This window comes from Streptomyces sp. RLA131, from assembly GCF_056270125.1.
The window spans coordinates 5106156-5124366 of record NZ_JBWDOQ010000002.1 but is presented as its reverse complement, the minus strand read 5'-3'; the positions used below and the strand labels follow the sequence as shown (position 1 = coordinate 5124366).

The following is an 18211-nucleotide window of genomic DNA, read 5'->3' as shown; positions in this document are numbered from 1 at the left end:
GGGCCGGCCGTCGGTCGTGGAGGAACGGGTCAATCGTGGGATCCTCCGAAAAACAGAATCCTCCCACCTGGGAGGTCTACGCGCGTAGGCGATTAGCCGTTACGCTCGTCCCGTGAACTCCTCCCCTTCCTCCGACAACACCGGCGGCCCGCAGGCCGACCCGCACGCGGCCGCAGAGGCGGCGGCTGCGCGGCTGCGCGAACTGACCGGTGCAGAGACCCACGACGTGGCCCTGGTGATGGGCTCCGGATGGGTCCCCGCCGCCGACGAACTCGGGGCGGCCGAGTCCGAATTCGCGATCACGGACCTGCCGGGCTTCCCGGCCCCAGCGGTGGCCGGCCACGCGGGCAAGGTCCGCTCGGTGCGGATCGGCGGCGTGCGCGCCCTGGTGTTCCTGGGCCGCAACCACCTGTACGAGGGCAAGGGCGTGGCGACCGTCGTGCACGGCGTCCGTACGGCTGTGGCCGCCGGCTGCAAGACCGTCGTCCTGACCAACGGCTGCGGCGGCCTGCGCGAGGGCATGCGCCCCGGCCAGCCGGTGCTGATCAGCGACCACATCAACCTCACCGCGACCTCCCCGATCGCCGGGGCGAACTTCGTGGACCTCACCGACCTCTACTCCCCCCGCCTGCGCGCCCTGTGCAAGGAGGTCGACGAGACCCTCGAAGAGGGCGTGTACGTGCAGTTCCCCGGCCCGCACTACGAGACCCCGGCCGAGATCGGCATGGTCCGGGCGATCGGCGGCGACCTGGTCGGCATGTCGACCGCCCTGGAGGCCATCGCGGTCCGCGAGGCGGGCGCCGAGGTGCTCGGCATCTCGCTCGTCACCAACCTCGCCGCCGGGATGACCGGTGAGCCGCTCAACCACGAGGAGGTGCTGGAGGCCGGGCGCGACTCGGCGTCCCGCATGGGTTCCCTCCTCGCCCGGGTGCTCAACCGCCTCTGACCCCGTCGGACCCCGGCCGGTTGCGAGACGCCCCGGCCGGGTACCGGTCCAGAACGTACAAACCGGCCGAAGCCGCACGCCTCACCCCCCCACACCGTTGACCCGTACACACCCGCAGGAGCATCACGTGGCAGCAGCAGAGCTGATCCAGCAGGCGCGCACCTGGCTCGCCGAGGACCCCGACCCGGACACCCGGGGCGAGCTGGAGACCCTGCTGTCCGCCGTCGGGTCCGGAGACGAGGCGGCCGCCGCCGACCTGGCCGACCGCTTCGCCGGCACCCTGCAGTTCGGCACCGCCGGGCTGCGCGGGGAGATCGGTGCCGGCCCCATGCGCATGAACCGCTCCGTGGTGATCCGGGCGGCGGCCGGCCTGGCCGCGTACCTCAAGGCGCAGGGCGGCGACAGCGAAGCCGGGCTGGTCGTCATCGGCTACGACGCCCGCCACAAGTCGTACGACTTCGCCCGCGACACCGCGGCCGTCATGGTCGGCGCCGGCCTGCGCGCCGCGGTGCTCCCGCGCCCGCTGCCGACCCCCGTACTCGCCTTCGCCATCCGGCACCTGGGCGCGGCCGCCGGGGTGATGGTCACCGCGAGCCACAACCCGCCGCGCGACAACGGCTACAAGGTCTACCTCGGCGACGGCTCCCAGATCGTGCCGCCCGCCGACGCCGGTATCGCCGACCGGATCGCCGCCATCGGCTCGCTGTCCGACGTGCCCCTGGCCCAGGACGGCGCGCGGGTCCTCGGCGAGGAGGTCGTCGATGCCTACCTCGCGCGCGCCGCCTCCGTCGTGGACAGGCACGCCTCACGCGACGTCTCCGTCGTCTACACCCCGCTCCACGGCGTCGGCGGCGAGGTGCTGACCGCCGCTTTCGCCGCCGTGGGCTTCGCCGCGCCCGTGACCGTCCCCGAGCAGGCCGACCCGGACCCGGACTTCCCGACCGTCGCCTTCCCGAACCCCGAGGAGCCCGGCGCGATGGACCTGGCCTTCAAGGCGGCCCAGGAGGCCGCCCCGGCCGGTCCCGACATCATCATCGCCCACGACCCCGACGCCGACCGCTGCGCCGTCGCCGTCCCCGACCGCACCGCCCCGGCCGGCTGGCGCATGCTGCGCGGCGACGAGGTCGGCGCCCTGCTCGCCACCCACCTGGTCCACAAGCGGGCCGGCGGCACCTTCGCGGCCAGCATCGTCTCCTCCTCCCTGCTGTCCCGCATCGCCGCCGACGCCGGTCTGGACTACGCCGACACCCTCACCGGCTTCAAGTGGATCTCCCGCGTCCACGGGCTGCGCTACGGCTACGAAGAGGCCCTCGGCTACTGCGTCGACCCCGAGGGCGTCCGCGACAAGGACGGCATCAGCGCCGCCCTGCTCATCGCCGAACTCACCGCCGAGCTCAAGCAGCACGGCCGCACCCTGACCGACCTGCTCGACGACCTCGCCCTCAAGCACGGCCTCCACGCCACCGACCAGCTCTCGGTCCGGGTGGCCGACCTGTCGCTGATCGCCGACGCCATGGACCGGCTCCGCGAGCAGCCGCCGACCGCCCTGGCCGGCCTGACCGTCACCGCCGCCGAGGACCTCGCCAAGGGCACCGAGGAGCTGCCGCCCACCGACGGCCTGCGCTACCACCTCGCCGGCTCGCCGTCCTCCGGCGTCGCGTCCGCCCGCGTCATCGTCCGCCCCAGCGGCACCGAGCCCAAGCTCAAGTGCTACCTGGAGGTCGTCGTCCCGGTCCCCAGTGCCGGCGACCTCGCCTCCGCCCACGCCACCGCAGGCGCGGTCCTGGCCGCCCTCAAGGCCGACCTGTCGGAAGCGGCCGGCATCTAGGCCCAATGCCGTTGCCTTTGCTGTAGGCGTACTGTGCTTGGCAGTTCGTCCCGGGGGTGGTTCGGATGGCTGCGAGTGTGTCTGACTTATCGGGTCTCGGCCTGTTGACCTGGGTGTATCCGCCAGGCTTGGTGGACCGGGTGGTGACGGCGTGCGGCCGTGCCGAGCGACGTCAGCGGCTGCTTCCCGCGCGGCTGGTGGTGTACTTCGTGCTGGCGTTGGCCCTGTTCTCACCTGCCCCGTATCTGGAAGTGATGCGCCATCTCGTCGAGGGCTTGCGGGGCTCGGGGCTGCTGGGCAACTGGCGTGTTCCGGCGAAGTCCTCGCTGTTCAGGGCCCGGCAGCGGCTGGGCTCCGAGCCGCTGCGGGTGCTGTTCGCCACGACCGCGAAGCCGATGGCGACCGAGGCGACGCCCGGCGCGTTCTGGCGGGGCTTGCGGCTGCTCGCCGTCGACGGCACGTGCTGGGACGTCGCGGACAGTGAAGCCAACGAGACTGCCTTCGGACGTCCGGGCAGTGGCCGCGGGTCGGGCAGGAGCGCGTTTCCGCAAGTGCGGATGGCAGCTCTGGTGGAGATCGGCAGCCATGCGGTGCTGGACGCGGAACTGGCCGGCTGCCGCACCGGGGAAGTCACTCTGGTAGGCCGCCTGCCGCGTTCGACCGGCCCAGGTCAGCTGGTCCTGGCCGACCGTGGGTTCCTTGGCGTCCCGTTGTGGCAGGCGTTCACCGCCACCGGCGCCGACCTGCTGTGGCGGGTGCCCGCCAACCGCGTCCTGCCCGTCACCAAACAGTTCCGCGACGGGTCATGGCTCTCACACATCAGAGCGAGCGGCGGCCCGGCCCGCAAGGAGCCGGTTGTGGTCCGTGTCCTGGCCTACCGGCTCAAGGACCGGGCCGGTGAGGGTGAGACCGACGACTATCGCCTGGTCACCAGCCTGCTGGACGCCCGACGGTATCCTGCCCGGCAGCTGGCCGCGCTCTACCGCGAACGCTGGGAGATCGAGTCCGTCTTCGCCGAGATCAAAACCCATCAGCGTGGCGCACGCGTCGTGCTCAGCAGTAAAACACCCGACGGTGTTCACCAGCAGATCTGGGCACACCTGCTGGTCCACCACGCTCTGCGGGAACTCATGCTGAGAACGGCTGCCACCCGTGGCCTGGACCCTGACCGGGTCTCCTTCACCGAAACGCTGCGCTCTGCCCGGCGCAGCGTGACCGTCACGCCGGGCAGTTTTTCCCCCTGACCTCCTGGTCAGAGCACTGGTGATGCTCGAGCAGGACCTCCTGGAACGGCTCCTGCCCGTCAGACGCCTCCGCAGCCAGCCCCGCGTGGTGAAACGCAAGATGTCCAACTACCGCCTCAAGCGAACTGAACACCGTTCCTGGCCACAGCCGACCCGCACCGGACCTCAAGCGGTCCTCATCACAAGACCCCAGCCCGCAAGCCCGTAACGCAACGGCATTGCATCTAGGCCGTCTTGCCGGGTTGGTCCGCCGGGCTGGTGGTCGTGGCGGTCGGATGTGCGGTGATGTCCGCTCCGGCTGCCGGATGTGCGGTGGCCGGGCCTGTCCGGGTGCGCGGACCGGCCGGCCAGGAGGGGCGGAAGCTGCGGCAGACAGTGCGCCGGGGCAGTACCGGCCGAACGCAGGGAACGCGCACGCATCCGCGGCGAACAGGGCATCCGCTGGGGCCGACGCCCCTTCGTCACTGACGCGATCGGCGAACCGAACCGGTGCGGTCAGAACACTGGGGGGCGTCGATGTTCCCGATGAATTCGAGAATGGCCTTCGCCAACTCCGCGGGGGCCTCCATCGCGGCATAGTGACCCACACCGTCGAGTGACACCGAGCTCACTTCGGTCGCCGCGGCCCGGGACATGGTGCCAACCGTGAAGGGACCTCCGCGCGCGCCGACCGCGAGTACAGGCACGGTCAGGCCGTGCGTTTCGGCAAGAGCCCTGATCTCGGGCCCCTCCCTCAGCATCGACTGGTAGAGGCCGATCGCTCCGCGCCAGCCGTCAGGGCGCGAATAGGTGCGGGCGAACTCCTCGATGTCGGTGTCGGTAATGGCTCCCGGGGTCGCGTTCAGGGCGGGGAATGCGAACTGTCCCAGAAATTCCCGCTCGCGGCCGGCCAGGAGCATCTCGGGGATGCCGGGTGCGGCGAGGACACCGATGTGCCAGGCACCGCCGTGAGTGATGTCGGCCAGCATTTCGAGGCCGAATCCGGGCAGGCCCATCTCGATCGCGGTGAGACTGCGTACGTCCTGCGGGTGGGTGGCCGCCAGGCGGAAGACGGTCGCTCCGCTGATGTCCTGCCCGGTCAGGTGGACCGGGCCGATGCCGAGCTGTTCGATGAGAAGGTGCAGGTCCTCGGCCGAGGTCCTGCTGTCGTACTCGCCCGGCCCGTTGTCGGAGTCCCCGAAGCCGCGCAGATCCACGGCGAAGACCCGGTGGCTCTCCGCGAGGAGCGGGATGATCTTGTGAAAAGTCCACCAGCTCTCGGGAAACCCGTGGACCAGAAGGACTGGCGATCCACTGGTTCCCGCCGCTGCGTAGTGCAACCGGGTTCCGTTGACCTCGGCGAGGTGGTGGGAGATACCCGCGAGCGTGGGACCCGGAAGTGTGGCGTCCATCATTCTCCCCAATTAGACAACCTTGTTGTCCAGAACGATAGACAACAAGGTTGTCGATGTCCACTCCGTGATCGCCGTAGTCTTCTGCCATGTCACGATCTGGCGCTGATCTCGCACTGCTCCTGCTCGGAGGTTTTCGCTCGCTGGTGGACGCCGCGACCGCCGAGCTGGCCCGCCGCGGCTACGAGGACGTGCGTCCTGTCCACGACTTCGCCATGCGAGCCATCGCCGCCGGCGCGGACAACGCCTCAGAACTCGGGCGGCGCATGTCGGTCTCCAAGCAGGCGGCAGCGAAAACCATCACGGTGCTGCAGGAGCGCGGATACGTGGCACGGGACACGGACCCCCTCGACGCCCGCCGCAAGCGCCTGCACGTCACCCCACTCGGCCACGAAGTGCTGCGACAAGGCGAATCGATCTTCGACGAGTTGCGCGATCGATGGAAACAGCAGATCGGTTCCAACGAGCTCGCGAGCCTTGAGACACACCTGGCGGACCTGGTCGGCGCTCAGCCGGTGCGCCTTGACGCACCGGGCTGGATCGCGCAGGACCTCGGCGAACCGGCCTGACACACCTCCCGCCCAGGGCGGGGCGCCTGCCCTGCGCGTCAGCGCCGTCGAGGGCTCCGTCCCTCCAGATCGGAGATCCTGCCCCTGACGCCCCTGACGCCCCTGACGCCCCCGTGCGGAGTCGGAACCGTTGGCGGTCCCATGGGCGCCCGACGGGAACGGCCTCCCGCCCACCGAGGGTCCGGACAGCCCAGGCCGATGTCGTCGACCCGGTGGATCACATCGCGGACCGTGTCCTCATCGGCCCGCACCAGCTGGGCGATCACCGGCACCGGTTCCGCCCGCCGGGGCCGGCAGCATCATCGCCCGCCGGTAGCGCACCGAGTCGGTACTGCCCCGGCGCAGCGTCTGCTGCCGCTTCCGCCCCTCCTGGTCGGCCGGTCCGCGCACACGGACAGGCTCGGCCACCGCACATCCGACCGCCACGACCACCAACCCGGCGAACCAACGCGGTCACGCCGGCACGGCGACGGCGAGGGGCCCGCCGGGCCCAATTCACCCGATCCGGGCATTGCGGGCCCGGAAATGGCGTATATAAAATTGATGCTTCCGGTCTATACAGGAGGCACCATGTCCAAGCTGCTGCTCGAGGTCGACGACGAAGCGCTGGCCGAGGCCGCCTCGATACTGGGCACGAAGACCAAGAAGGACACCGTGAACACGGCGCTGCTGGAAGTCGCCAAGCGGCGCCGCCGGGCCATGGCCCTCGAAGCGCTGGCGGAGATGGGGGAGCGCGGCGACTTCGACATCCTGCTCGACAAGAGGAACTACCGCCGGTGAACTGTGTCTACCTGGCCGACACGTCCGCGGTGGTCCGCATCCTCACCAACCCGGAGCTGCGGGAAGCCTGGCGTAAGCCCCTTGAGGAAGGCATCGTCGCCATCTGCGACATCACCGAACTCGAGATCCTCTATTCGGCACGGTCCCTCGCAGATCGCCTGGCCAAGGAGGAACTGCTGCGCGACCTCTTCGCCTGGATCCCCACCCCCGACGGCGTCTTCCCCCGTGCCCACCACGTCCAGAGGGTACTGACGGAGCACGCCGAGCACCGGTCGGCAGGCCCGGTGGACCTGGTCGTCGCGGCCGCCGCCGAGTTGTCCGGCCTCACGCTCGTGCACTACGACCGGGATTTCGAGACCGTTGCCGGGCGCTCGGGGCTGCGCACCAGATGGCTCGCCGAGCCCGGCAGTACATAGAGCCCGGCGGCACACAGGGCCCGGCGACCGGGCCCCTGCATGCACCGCAGGGGCCCGGCGCCCGACCGGGGCGGCCGTCAGAAGACGAACGGCCCCGGGGTCTGAGCGGTCGTCGCCTTGCAGGTGACGGGAACGCCCAGGTAGATGATCTTCAGCGAGTACGCGCTGCCGGTGGCCAGGTACGAGTCGAGGCTGTTGCCCGAGGCGACCGTGCCGGTCAGCGGGCCGACGGTGACCGCGCCGTTGGCGGGGATGGCGGGGTTGGAGGTGCCGGTGAAGTGGGTCTGGGTGGAGCCTCCGTTGAGAGTCAGCAGCAGGTCCGCGCTGAGGGTGTTGGCGCCGATGGCGATCGGCGAGGTGACGGACGACTTCAGCGTGATCGTCGCCGTCGTCCCGCTCTGAGTGGCGGTGAGGGTGGCTGCGCCACTGCCCCAGGTGCCACAGTTGTAGTTGGCGGTAGCGGTGGTGGGGGTTACGGCTGTCGCGGCGGGGGCCAGCGCGACAAGCGCGGCCGCGACCCCGACACCTAAGAGGGTGCCTTTCATGAGTGATCCCTTTCTCGTTCTCGCGTGACGGCGTTTCTGACGGACCGTCTGGTAACGCAGCGCACATTGATGCGCAGGGATCTACAGAGAGCAAGAGAGACGCTTACCGGCACCGTACGATTCCGGCCACCCCGCCGGGGCCCGCGAGAGCCCCGCGGCGCGGGGTCGCGGGGGCGCCGGGGGCACCACCGGCCGAAGGCTGGGGGAGGGTGGGAGAGGGTGGGGTCCCGGACGCTCCGCGTATGTGTGTGCAGCATGCCGGGCAACGCGGCGAAAAGGCCCGTCACGCACGTAGACATGTCGGTCCGGGGCCCCCGCCCGCCCCGCAGGCCCCGGGGCCGTCAGCCGAGCGCGAGCACGATGCCCAGGGCCACCGCACCGGCCACCGCGGGGGCGATCACCTCGTAGGCCCACCGGACGGCGACCTCGCCCTGGGCGCCCTCGCTCGCCGCGTGCCGCTCGCACAGCTCCCGCAGCTCGTCCACGGCCTGGTCGGACCAGGCGCGCACCGGCTCCACCACGTCCTCCCGGGCGGCCCGCCGGGTCGCCCGCTTACGGGCCCGCAGCGAGACCGGGATCGCCCAGAGCTGGTACTTGCGACCACCGGCCAGCAGCTCGGTGGTGTACCCGGCCCGGACGCCCTCCACCGCGGCCCACGGCGCGGTGATCGTACGGAACGGATTGCGCACCCGCAGCCGCTGCTCCCCCGCGGACACCAGCGGGCGGAAGGTGAAGGCGACCACGAGCGGCACCGCGAGCAGCATCCCGGCCAGGGCGATCCAGGGGATGCGGCCGTCGCCGTTGACCAGGGCGTCGCCGCCCAGCCAGAGGCCGAGGGCCAGCAGGAGGACGCCGGCGGCCACTCCGGCGGCCGAGCGGTACGTGCGCTCGGCGTAGGGCGTGGGCTTCTCGGAGCTCGTCATGGGCCCGATTGTGCCCGACGTGAGCGCGGAACCCGATCCGGGGCACCCGTAAGGCCGCCCGGCCAAGGGCTGCCCCGTGGTCCCCGGAGTACTCCGGGGACCACGGGGCTCCCGGAGCGCTCCCGGCGGTCCACCGGGTATCACGGGACAGCCCTTACCCTGGGAGACCAGCGCAAAGGTTGCGGTCCCGCATCGGCCGCCCCGGCAGGGGATCGCCCTAGTGACAGTCGCTACGCGCGTAGATATGCTCATCTGGTGACCATGCCCCTCACTGTTCCCGCCCACGGCCCCGAAGCCGCGGCCCGGCTGGCGTCCATGTCGGACGTGACCGCGTCGGACGGCTCGCTGCGCCGCTTCCTGCACGGGCTGCCCGGCGTCGACGCGGTCGGCCTCGAAGGCCGGGCCGCCGGCCTCGGCACCCGCTCGGTCAAGACGACGGCGAAGGCGTACGCCATCGACCTCGCCATCTCCATGATCGACCTGACCACGCTCGAAGGCGCGGACACCCCGGGCAAGGTCCGGGCGCTGTGCGCCAAGGGCGTCCACCCCGACCCGCTGGACCGCACGACCCCCAAGGTCGCCGCGATCTGCGTCTACCCCGACATGGTGAAGGTCGCCAAGGAGTCCCTCGGCGACTCCGGCGTCAAGGTGGCCTCCGTCGCCACCGCCTTCCCGGCCGGCCGCGCCGCCCTGCCCGTCAAGCTCGCAGACGTCGCCGACGCGGTCGCCGCCGGAGCGGACGAGGTGGACATGGTCATCGACCGCGGCGCCTTCCTCGCGGGCCATTACCTCAAGGTCTACGACGAGATCCGCGCCGTGAAGGAGGCCTGCCGCCGCCCCGGGGGAGGAAGCAGCGCCCACCTCAAGGTGATCTTCGAGACCGGCGAGCTGTCGACGTACGACAACATCCGCCGCGCCTCCTGGCTGGGCATGCTCGCGGGCGCCGACTTCATCAAGACCTCGACCGGCAAGGTCGCGGTCAACGCGACGCCCCCCAACACCCTGATCCTCCTCGAAGCCGTACGCGACTTCCGCGCGGCGGTCGGCGTCCAGGTCGGTGTGAAGCCGGCCGGCGGCATCCGCACCACCAAGGACGCGATCAAGTTCCTCGTCCTCGTCAACGAGACCGTCGGCGAGGACTGGCTGAGCAACGAGTGGTTCCGCTTCGGCGCGTCCAGCCTGCTCAACGACCTGCTGATGCAGCGGCAGAAGCTGAGCACCGGCCGATACTCCGGACCCGACTACGTGACGGTGGACTGATCACGATGACCGCATTCGCATACGCACCCGCGCCCGAGTCGAGGGCCGTGGTCGACATCGCGCCCTCCTACGGGCTCTTCATCGACGGCGAGTTCACCGAGGCCGCCGACGGCAGGGTCTTCAAGACCGTCAGCCCGTCCTCCGAGGAGGTGCTCTCCGAGATCGCCCAGGCCGGCGAGGCCGACGTGGACCGCGCCGTCAAGGCCGCCCGCAAGGCGTTCGGCACCTGGTCCGCCCTCCCCGGCGCCGAGCGCGCCAAGTACCTCTTCCGGATCGCCCGCATCATCCAGGAGCGCTCCCGCGAGCTGGCCGTCCTGGAGACCCTCGACAACGGCAAGCCGATCCGCGAGACCCGCGACGCCGACCTGCCCCTGGTCGCCGCGCACTTCTTCTACTACGCCGGCTGGGCCGACAAGCTCGCCCACGCCGGCTACGGCGCCGACCCCAGGCCGCTGGGCGTGGCCGGCCAGGTCATCCCCTGGAACTTCCCGCTCCTCATGCTGGCCTGGAAGATCGCCCCGGCGCTCGCCACCGGCAACACGGTCGTCCTCAAGCCCGCCGAGACGACTCCCCTGTCCGCGCTGTTCTTCGCGGACATCTGCCGCCAGGCGGGCCTGCCCAAGGGTGTCGTCAACATCCTCCCGGGTTACGGGGACGCCGGCGCCGCACTCGTGGCGCACCCGGACGTCGACAAGGTCGCCTTCACCGGCTCCACCGCCGTCGGCAAGGCCATCGCCCGTACCGTCGCCGGGACGGACAAGAAGGTCACCCTGGAGCTGGGCGGCAAGGGCGCCAACATCGTCTTCGACGACGCGCCGATCGACCAGGCCATCGAGGGCATCGTCAACGGGATCTTCTTCAACCAGGGCCAGGTGTGCTGCGCCGGCTCCCGTCTGCTCCTCCAGGAGTCGGTCGCGGACGAGGTGCTGGACGCGCTGAAGCGCCGGCTGTCCACCCTGCGGGTCGGCGACCCGCTGGACAAGAACACCGATGTCGGCGCCATCAACTCCGCCGAGCAGCTGGCCCGGATCACCGCGCTGGCCGACAGCGGCGAGGCGGAGGGCGCCGAACGCTGGTCGCCGGCCTGCGAACTGCCCTCGTCGGGCTACTGGTTCGTGCCGACGCTCTTCACCGGCGTCACCCAGGCCCACCGGATCGCCCGCGAGGAGATCTTCGGCCCGGTGCTGTCCGTACTGACCTTCCGTACGCCCGCCGAGGCGGTGGAGAAGGCCAACAACAGCCAGTACGGCCTGTCGGCCGGCATCTGGACGGAGAAGGGCTCGCGCATCCTGTCGGTCGCGAACCAGCTCCGCGCGGGTGTGGTGTGGGCCAACACGTTCAACAAGTTCGACCCGACCTCGCCGTTCGGCGGCTACAAGGAGTCGGGCTTCGGCCGCGAGGGCGGCCGGCACGGCCTGGAGGGGTACCTCGCCCCGTCGAGCCCGGAGGGCAAGCGCTGATGAGCACCGTCGAGCAGAACCGTCTGAGCGTCTTCAAGACCTACAAGCTGTTCGTCGGGGGCAAGTTCCCCCGCAGCGAGAGCGGACGGGTGTACGAGGTGACCGACTCCAAGGGCCGCTGGCTCGCCAACGCCCCGCAGTCCTCCCGCAAGGACGCGCGTGACGCGGTCGTCGCGGCCCGCAAGGCCTTCGGCGGCTGGAGCGGCGCGACCGCGTACAACCGGGGCCAGATCCTCTACCGCGTCGCCGAGATGCTGGAGGGCCGCCGGGAGCAGTTCGTACGGGAGGTGGCCGACGCCGACGGGCTGTCCCGGTCCAAGGCCGGCGCGGTCGTCGACGCCGCGATCGACCGCTGGGTCTGGTACGCGGGCTGGACGGACAAGATCGCCCAGATCGCCGGCGGCGCGAACCCCGTCGCCGGGCCCTACTTCAACCTCTCCTCGCCCGAGCCGACCGGCGTGGTGGCGGTGCTGGCCCCGCAGGACTCGTCCTTCCTGGGCCTGGTCTCGGTGGTCGCGCCCGTCATCGCCACCGGCAACACCGCGGTCGTGGTGACCAGCGAGGCGTCCCCGCTCCCGGCGCTGTCGCTGGGCGAGGTGCTGGCCACCTCGGACCTCCCCGGTGGCGTGGTCAACCTGCTGTCCGGGCGTACGGCGGAGATCGCCGCCCCGCTCGCCGCCCACCAGGACGTGAACGCGATCGACCTGGCCGGCGCGGACGAGGCGCTGGCCAAGGAGCTGGAGATCGCCGCCGCCGACAATCTCAAGCGGGTCCGCCGTCCACAGCCTGTGGACTGGTCCGCCGACCCCGGCACGGCACGCCTCACGTCCTTCCTGGAGACCAAGACCGTCTGGCACCCCGCCGGCGGCAGCGGCTCCTCGGGCTCGGCCTACTGACCGCGCGCCCCGGACCCGGCGGCGGCCCCTGCGTCAATGTGTCCCCGCAGGGGCCGCCGCCGCATCACCCTGCAGCCTCTTCACCGCCTCGCCCACCACCGGCAGCTCGGCCACCGAGCGGCTGTGGGCCAGCGGCCCCGTCACCATCTCCGTGGAGACCGGCTTGAAGTCGGCGACCTGGGAGCCCAGGGAGTTGTCCAGGGGGTTGGCGTTGGTGTGCGCGAAGGGATTGACCGGGAGGTAGTTGACGGTCCCCACGAGCGCCGAGCCGGCGGCGTGGGTGGCCGCGCCGGGGTCGACACCGGCGGCCGAGGCCGAACCGGTGCAGGCCGGTGCGAAGGCGGCGGCCACGGAGGACACGGTCACGGCGGCGCGCAGCAGGACGCGGGAGCGGTTCGGCATCGGGACACCTGATCTCGTAGCGCGACAATACGGATACGTACGGTATTTGGTTGAACGTCACCGGTCCAAAGCCTGTCCCGGGGGCTCACCCGAACGGGCTAATGCGTCACACTGGATCCCCGTGAGCCCCAGCCATCCCGCCGCCGCCCGCGTCATTCTGCTGACCGGCCCCTCCGGTTCCGGAAAGTCGTCCCTCGCCGCCCGTACCGGGCTGCCGATCCTCCGTCTCGACGACTTCTACAAGGAGGGCGACGACCCGACCCTCCCCCTCCTCCCCGGCGGTACCGGCACGGACTGGGACTCCCCGCGGTCCTGGAACGCCGACGCCGCCACGAACGCCGTCGCGGAGCTGTGCGCGACCGGCCGCACCACGGCCCCGGTCTACGAGATCTCCTCCAGCTCGATCACCGGCCGGGCGCCGGTCGGTCTGGACGGCGCCCCGCTGTTCGTCGCCGAGGGCGTCTTCGCCGCGGACATCGCGGCGCGGTGCCGGGAGCTCGGATTGCTCGCGGACGCGATCTGCCTGAGCCGCGGTCCGGTGCGCACGGCTTGGCGCCGCTTCGCGCGGGATCTGCGCGAGGGCCGCAAGTCGGTGCCGTTCCTGCTGCGCAGGGGCTGGATGCTGATGCGCGCCGAACGCGGGATCGTGGCGCGGCACGCGGCGTTCGGGGCGCATGTGTGCGGCCGGGACGAGGCCCTGGAGCGGATCGGTACGGCGCGGCGGCGGCAGCCGGTGCCCGTACGGGCGTAGGCGGACCGGGAGCGGGCACAGACCCGGGCACGGACCCGGGCGCGGGCGCGGGCGCGAAAAGAGACGGGACCGCACCGGCCCCCCGGCCGTACGGTCCCGCTCCCCCCGTTTCCCCCTGTTCCCCGTTTTTCCCGTTCCCCCGTTTCCCCCTGGTCGTCCCCCGTGTCCCCCCGGTTCAGGCGACGAGCTCGCCGAAGGCGAAGGCGGCGTCGTCCGCGCCCTCACCGAAACTGAGCGACTCGTCCTCGCGCAGCCGGCGCAGGGAGCGCCAGATGCTGCTCTTGACCGTGCCGACGCTGATGCCGAGGATGTCGGCGATCTCCGGGTCGGTGCGGCCCTCGTAGTAGCGGAGCACCAGCATGGTGCGCTGGGTCTCGGGAAGCTTGGCGAGTGCCTGCCACAGCACGGCGCGCAGTTCGGTGCCGCGCATCGCGTCGGACTCGCCGACCGTCTCGGGCAGTTCCTCCGTCGGGTACTCGTTGAGCTTGCGGCGGCGCCAGGCACTGATGTGCAGATTGGTCATCGTGCGCCGCAGATAGCCCCCGACCGCCGCCTTGTCGCTGATCCGGTCCCAGGCGCGGTAGGTGGAGAACAGCGCGCTCTGCAGCAGGTCCTCCGCCTCGAAGCGGTCGCCGGTCAGGTGGTAGGCGGTCGCGTACAGGGAGGCACGGCGCTCCTGGACGTAGGCGGTGAAGTCCGCCTCCGCCGAGGAGGAGTGCTGCCGCTCCCCCGTCTCCCTGTACGCGGATCCCCCGTTGGTTCCCCCGGTGTTACCCCCGTGACCGCCCTCGATCGCCGTCATGTACGGCGGCCGGTTACGGATCACCTGACGTCCGGCGCCACGAACGCACCCCCGCCCCGTGGCACCGGACAGCTCCGTGCTCCGGACCGACGCGTGCTGGCGCGGCTGAAGTACTGCGGTGGTCGTCGTGCTGTGCAGTGCGTTCATGTCGCGCCCCCGTCGGTGGAGCCTGCTTCGGTGTGTTGCTTGCCGCGTTTACTGCCCTGCGGTGTTGCTGTGCCCAATAGACTGCCGCGCCAGTTTCATGGCCCTGTCCGCCGAGTGTCACAGCCCCGTCACAGCCGTGGCCGGTACGCAGCCAACCGGCCTGCGGTACCGCACCCGTGAGTACGTAGGAGAGAATGCGACCGTGCCTTTCCTGTTGCTGATCGAGGACGACGACGCGATCCGAGCCAGCCTCGAACTCGCCCTGTCCCGCCAGGGCCACCGTGTGGTGGCCGCGGCGACGGGCGAGGACGGGCTGAAACTGCTGCGTGAGCAGCGGCCGGACCTGATCGTGCTGGACGTGATGCTGCCGGGCATCGACGGCTTCGAGGTGTGCCGCCGGATCCGGCGGACCGACCAGTTGCCGATCATCCTGCTGACGGCGCGCAGTGACGACATCGACGTCGTCGTCGGGCTGGAGTCCGGGGCCGACGACTATGTGCTCAAGCCGGTGCAGCCACGGGTGCTGGACGCCCGGATCCGGGCCGTGCTGCGGCGCGGTGAGCGGGACAGTTCGGACTCGGCGGCCTTCGGCGCCATCGTGATCGACCGTTCCGCGATGACGGTCACCAAGAACGGCGAGGACCTCCAGCTCACCCCGACCGAACTGCGGTTGCTGCTGGAGCTGAGCCGCCGTCCCGGCCAGGCCCTGTCCCGGCAGCAGCTCCTGCGGCTGGTGTGGGAGCACGACTACCTCGGCGACTCCCGGCTGGTGGACGCCTGCGTACAGCGGCTGCGCGCCAAGATCGAGGAGGTCCCGTCCTCACCGACCCTGATCCGTACGGTGCGTGGCGTCGGGTACCGCCTGGACACACCTTCGTGAAACCGAGCCCCGTGACCGACCCGGGCTGCGACCAGGGCGGCGAACCGGCCGAGCCCGCCCGGCTGAACGGCTGGCGGTCCCGGCTGCTGCGGCTCACCAGCCTGCGGCTGCGCCTGGTGGCGGTGTTCGCCGCCGTGGCCCTGACCGCCGCCGTGTCCGCCTCCGGAATCGCCTACTGGCTCAACCGCGACGCGGTGCTGACCCGCGCCCAGAACGCGGCGCTCAACGACTTCCGCGACTCCATGACCCGTACCGCCGGCGCGCTGTCACTGACCGCGTCCTGTACGGAGATCGGCGAGGCGGCCGGGGAGATCGCCACCAGCACGCAGAACTACCAGGTGCTGCTGATCGACGGGCGATGCCTGCGCAAGTCCGCGCCGGACGGCTTCGCCCTGGGCGACGTACCGGCGTCGCTGCGCAAGGCCGTCGCCAAGAAGAACCCCAAGCCGAACGACCCGTCGGAGTACCGGCTCTACTGGCAGCGGGTGAACCTGCACGGCCAGCCGTATCTGGTGGGCGGCGCGAAAATGATCGGCGGAGGCCCCACCGGCTACATGTTCAAGTCGCTGGAGGCCGAACGCAAGGACCTCAACTCGCTGGCCTGGTCGCTCGGCATCGCCACCTTGCTCGCCCTGATCGGCGCCGCCCTGCTCGCCCAGGCCGCCGCCTCCACGGTGCTGCGCCCCGTGCAGCGGCTGGGCGAAGCCGCGCGCAGACTCGGCGAGGGCAAGCTGGACACCCGGCTGCGGGTCTCGGGCACCGACGAACTGGCGGAGCTGTCGCGGACCTTCAACCACACCGCCGAGCGCCTGGAGCAGCGGGTCGAGGAGCTGAGCGCCCGGGAGTCCGCCAGCCGCCGCTTCGTCGCCGACATGTCGCACGAGCTGCGTACGCCGCTGACCGCGATCACCGCCGTCGCGGAGGTGCTGGAGGACGAGGCGGACTCCCTCGACCCGATGATCGCCCCTGCGGTGCACCTGGTGGTGAGCGAGACCCGGCGGCTGAACGAGCTGGTGGAGAACCTGATGGAGGTCACCCGCTTCGACGCGGGCACCGCCAAGCTGGTCTCCGACGAGGTCGACGTCGCCGACCAGGTGACCGCCTGCATGGACGCCCGCGCCTGGCTGGACTCGGTGGAACTGGACGCGCCGCGCGGCATCTTCGTACGGCTCGACCCGCGCCGCCTGGACGTCATCCTGGCCAACCTCATCGGCAACGCCCTCAAGCACGGCGGCTCGCCGGTGCGGGTCAAGGTCCGGGCGATCGGTGAGGAACTGGTCATCGAGGTCGCGGACAACGGCCCCGGCATCCCCGAGGACGTCCTGCCGCATGTCTTCGACCGCTTCTACAAGGCGGACGCCTCCCGCGCCCGGTCCGAGGGCAGCGGTCTGGGCCTGTCCATCGCGCTGGAGAACGCGCACATCCACGGCGGCCGGATCACCGCCGCCAACGCACCGGGCGCCGGAGCCGTGTTCACCCTGCGGCTGCCGATCCCCCCGGAGCCCCCGGAAGTGCCCCTGGAAGGAAACGAGAACCAGTGAGTACCGCCCGTCGGCGGGCCGTCGCCGCGCTGGGGGCGGTCCTCACGATCACCGCCACCGCGTCCGCGTGCGGCATCCGCGCCACGTCCGTGCCGGTGGACGCGGGGCCCGCTCCCTCCCGTGTGTCGTGTACGGCGCCGGAGGCGTCGGCCAGCGCCACGGCAACGGCCGTACGGCTCTATCTGGTGTGCCGCAATGCCCAGGTCGGCCCGGTCTGGCGGGCCGCGTCCGGCGTCGCCGGCGCCACCACCGCCGCCACCGCCGGGCGGCGGGCCACCGCCGTACAGCTGCTGGCCGAACTGCGGCGGCAGCCCGACCGCGCCGAGACCTCGGGCGGCTACGCCACCACCGTCCCCGAGGACCTGCGGATGACCGGCCCCCGGCGCGGCGACCCGGCGGACGCCCTGCGGCTGAACATCCCCCTGGACGAGCTCCCCCGGTTCGCCCTCGCCCAGCTGGTCTGCACCCTCGCCGGAACCGCGGCCGGCTCCACGGACGACACCGTCGTGCTCGGCGGATCCGGCACCTCGGCGCCGCTGCGCTACAGCTGCACCGCCGATCTGCGGACAGATGCCACCCGGACGTCGGGAACCGCCGTGAAATAGCACGCGTCCTTGCAGGCGTGCGGCGCGACGGCTCTCTCCCCAAAGTGCGCGCGGCGGGCCTGGTTCTCGCCGCGGCCTATCTGGCTCTGGTCGGCTGGCTCATGCTCCGCCCCCAGTACGTCCCGTGGGTCGACGCCCCCAACCTGCGGCCCTTCGCCACCATCCGCGCCGACCTCGCCCTGCCCGACCAGCTGCTGGCCGTCCGCCGTCTCGGCGCCGGGCTCGCCCTCCTGGCCCCGCTCGGCGTACTCCTGCCGATGGCCGGCGGCCAGGTCGCCGTCTCCGGCCTCGGCTCCTTCGCCCGTACGGTCTTCGCCGGGCTCATGGTCTCGCTCGGCCTGGAGTTCCTCCAGACCGGCGTCCCGGGCCAGATCTTCGACGTCGACGCCCTCCTCCTCAACACCGCGGGCGTCGCGCTGGCCTACCTCGCGGTCGTCCCCGCCGTACGCCACCGGCTGCGCCGCCGCGTCACCGGCCCCCGCCGGCACCCCCAGGGGCCGGCCCCGACGATTCCCAGGGTCGGGATCGCCCCGTAGGGCGACGTTTCGCCCCCCTGCGCGCTCGTACCGTGGAACCGTCCGATCACGGATGAACCACCCATGAGGAGCCGCCCCATGTCCGCACTGGTCCGCCCCCATCACGGCCGGATCACCGCCGGAGGCCCCTCCTTCTTCGCCGCCCTCGCACGCTCCGCGGCTTCGGGACGGCCGCGCCGGCCTCCGGCCGCCGTGCCCGGCCCACCACCCGCATCGCACACCCACCCATGAGGAGCCGCCCCATGTCCGCACTGGTCCGCCCCCATCACGGCCGGATCACCGCCGGAGG

At 71.5% G+C, this 18211-nt stretch carries 19 protein-coding genes and 1 pseudogene; 14 read left to right on the top strand and 6 right to left on the bottom strand.

The window, feature by feature from the left end; translation table 11 throughout:
- Nucleotides 1-112 precede the first annotated feature (112 nt).
- From RWE79_RS24355 to RWE79_RS24345, 3 genes are all read left to right on the top strand, one after another.
- The gene (locus RWE79_RS24355; RefSeq protein WP_475942179.1) at nt 113-946 is read left to right on the top strand and encodes a purine-nucleoside phosphorylase; all 834 of its coding nucleotides are present in this window, start codon (nt 113-115) and stop codon (nt 944-946) included.
- Between the two features lie 127 nt (nt 947-1073).
- Nucleotides 1074-2774, top strand: coding sequence for a phospho-sugar mutase (locus RWE79_RS24350; protein ID WP_475942178.1), 1701 nt, complete (start codon nt 1074-1076; stop codon nt 2772-2774).
- Between the two features lie 65 nt (nt 2775-2839).
- On the top strand, nt 2840-4018 hold the full coding sequence (locus RWE79_RS24345) for an IS4 family transposase (protein ID WP_475938055.1): 1179 nt from the start codon (nt 2840-2842) through the stop codon (nt 4016-4018).
- A 461-nt stretch (nt 4019-4479) separates the two neighbouring features.
- Here RWE79_RS24345 and RWE79_RS24340 read toward each other — a convergent pair whose 3' ends face one another.
- Nucleotides 4480-5409 carry an alpha/beta fold hydrolase gene (locus RWE79_RS24340; RefSeq protein ID WP_475942177.1) on the bottom strand — a complete coding sequence of 310 codons (930 nt, stop codon included), beginning with the start codon at nt 5407-5409 and terminating at the stop codon, nt 4480-4482.
- A 146-nt stretch (nt 5410-5555) separates the two neighbouring features.
- On the opposite strand from RWE79_RS24340, the gene RWE79_RS24335 reads away from it, so the two are divergent.
- A complete protein-coding gene (locus RWE79_RS24335; RefSeq protein WP_475942176.1) occupies nt 5556-5978 on the top strand; it encodes a MarR family winged helix-turn-helix transcriptional regulator in 423 nt (140 codons plus the stop codon).
- Nucleotides 5979-6127: 149 nt separating this feature from the next.
- Here the strand turns inward: RWE79_RS24335 and RWE79_RS24330 are convergent.
- Nucleotides 6128-6386, bottom strand: a pseudogene (locus RWE79_RS24330) (helix-turn-helix domain-containing protein); the annotation flags it as partial.
- Between the two features lie 162 nt (nt 6387-6548).
- Between RWE79_RS24330 and RWE79_RS24325 the strand changes: the two are divergent.
- Entirely contained in the window at nt 6549-6758 is a 210-nt protein-coding gene (locus RWE79_RS24325; RefSeq protein ID WP_475942175.1) for a type II toxin-antitoxin system VapB family antitoxin, read from the top strand.
- A complete protein-coding gene (locus RWE79_RS24320) occupies nt 6755-7174 on the top strand; it encodes a PIN domain-containing protein (protein WP_475942174.1) in 420 nt (139 codons plus the stop codon). Before RWE79_RS24325 ends, RWE79_RS24320 begins: the two co-directional genes overlap by 4 nt.
- Before the next feature lie 77 nt (nt 7175-7251).
- Here the strand turns inward: RWE79_RS24320 and RWE79_RS24315 are convergent, their stop codons facing one another.
- Nucleotides 7252-7719: a hypothetical protein gene (locus tag RWE79_RS24315; protein ID WP_475942173.1), complete on the bottom strand. Its 468-nt coding sequence runs from the start codon at nt 7717-7719 to the stop codon at nt 7252-7254.
- A gap of 341 nt (nt 7720-8060) precedes the next feature.
- Nucleotides 8061-8642, bottom strand: a complete 582-nt coding sequence (locus RWE79_RS24310) for a PH domain-containing protein (RefSeq protein ID WP_475942172.1) — start codon at nt 8640-8642, stop codon at nt 8061-8063.
- A gap of 261 nt (nt 8643-8903) precedes the next feature.
- On the opposite strand from RWE79_RS24310, the gene deoC reads away from it, so the two are divergent.
- Genes deoC through RWE79_RS24295 form a run of 3 tightly spaced genes read left to right on the top strand, consistent with a single transcriptional unit; the run spans nt 8904 to nt 12258 of the window.
- Nucleotides 8904-9902 (top strand): deoxyribose-phosphate aldolase, encoded by a 999-nt coding sequence (gene deoC, locus RWE79_RS24305; protein WP_475946068.1) that lies wholly within the window; start codon nt 8904-8906, stop codon nt 9900-9902.
- A gap of 5 nt (nt 9903-9907) precedes the next feature.
- Nucleotides 9908-11362: an aldehyde dehydrogenase family protein gene (locus tag RWE79_RS24300; protein ID WP_475942171.1), complete on the top strand. Its 1455-nt coding sequence runs from the start codon at nt 9908-9910 to the stop codon at nt 11360-11362.
- Nucleotides 11362-12258, top strand: coding sequence for an aldehyde dehydrogenase family protein (locus RWE79_RS24295; RefSeq protein ID WP_475942170.1), 897 nt, complete (start codon nt 11362-11364; stop codon nt 12256-12258). Before RWE79_RS24300 ends, RWE79_RS24295 begins: the two co-directional genes overlap by 1 nt.
- A gap of 33 nt (nt 12259-12291) precedes the next feature.
- On the opposite strand, the gene RWE79_RS24290 is transcribed toward RWE79_RS24295, so the two are convergent.
- Complete coding sequence (locus tag RWE79_RS24290; protein WP_475942169.1) at nt 12292-12660, bottom strand: hypothetical protein; 369 nt, start codon at nt 12658-12660, stop codon at nt 12292-12294.
- Nucleotides 12661-12775: 115 nt separating this feature from the next.
- Here RWE79_RS24290 and RWE79_RS24285 point away from each other — a divergent pair, with 115 nt between their 5' ends.
- Nucleotides 12776-13411: an ATP-binding protein gene (locus RWE79_RS24285; RefSeq protein ID WP_475946066.1), complete on the top strand. Its 636-nt coding sequence runs from the start codon at nt 12776-12778 to the stop codon at nt 13409-13411.
- 175 nt (nt 13412-13586) lie between these two features.
- Here the strand turns inward: RWE79_RS24285 and RWE79_RS24280 are convergent, their stop codons facing one another.
- Entirely contained in the window at nt 13587-14360 is a 774-nt protein-coding gene (locus RWE79_RS24280) for a SigE family RNA polymerase sigma factor (protein ID WP_475942168.1), read from the bottom strand.
- Nucleotides 14361-14562: 202 nt separating this feature from the next.
- Here RWE79_RS24280 and RWE79_RS24275 point away from each other — a divergent pair, with 202 nt between their 5' ends.
- The 4 genes from RWE79_RS24275 (at nt 14563) to RWE79_RS24260 (ending at nt 17922) form a co-directional block, all read left to right on the top strand.
- Nucleotides 14563-15240 (top strand): response regulator, encoded by a 678-nt coding sequence (locus RWE79_RS24275; RefSeq protein WP_475942167.1) that lies wholly within the window; start codon nt 14563-14565, stop codon nt 15238-15240.
- A gap of 62 nt (nt 15241-15302) precedes the next feature.
- Nucleotides 15303-16781 carry a sensor histidine kinase gene (locus tag RWE79_RS24270; RefSeq protein ID WP_475946064.1) on the top strand — a complete coding sequence of 493 codons (1479 nt, stop codon included), beginning with the start codon at nt 15303-15305 and terminating at the stop codon, nt 16779-16781.
- The gene (locus RWE79_RS24265; protein WP_475942166.1) at nt 16778-17386 is read left to right on the top strand and encodes a hypothetical protein; all 609 of its coding nucleotides are present in this window, start codon (nt 16778-16780) and stop codon (nt 17384-17386) included. Before RWE79_RS24270 ends, RWE79_RS24265 begins: the two co-directional genes overlap by 4 nt.
- Nucleotides 17387-17430: 44 nt before the next feature.
- Nucleotides 17431-17922: a VanZ family protein gene (locus RWE79_RS24260; protein ID WP_475942165.1), complete on the top strand. Its 492-nt coding sequence runs from the start codon at nt 17431-17433 to the stop codon at nt 17920-17922.
- Nucleotides 17923-18211: the final 289 nt, after the last annotated feature.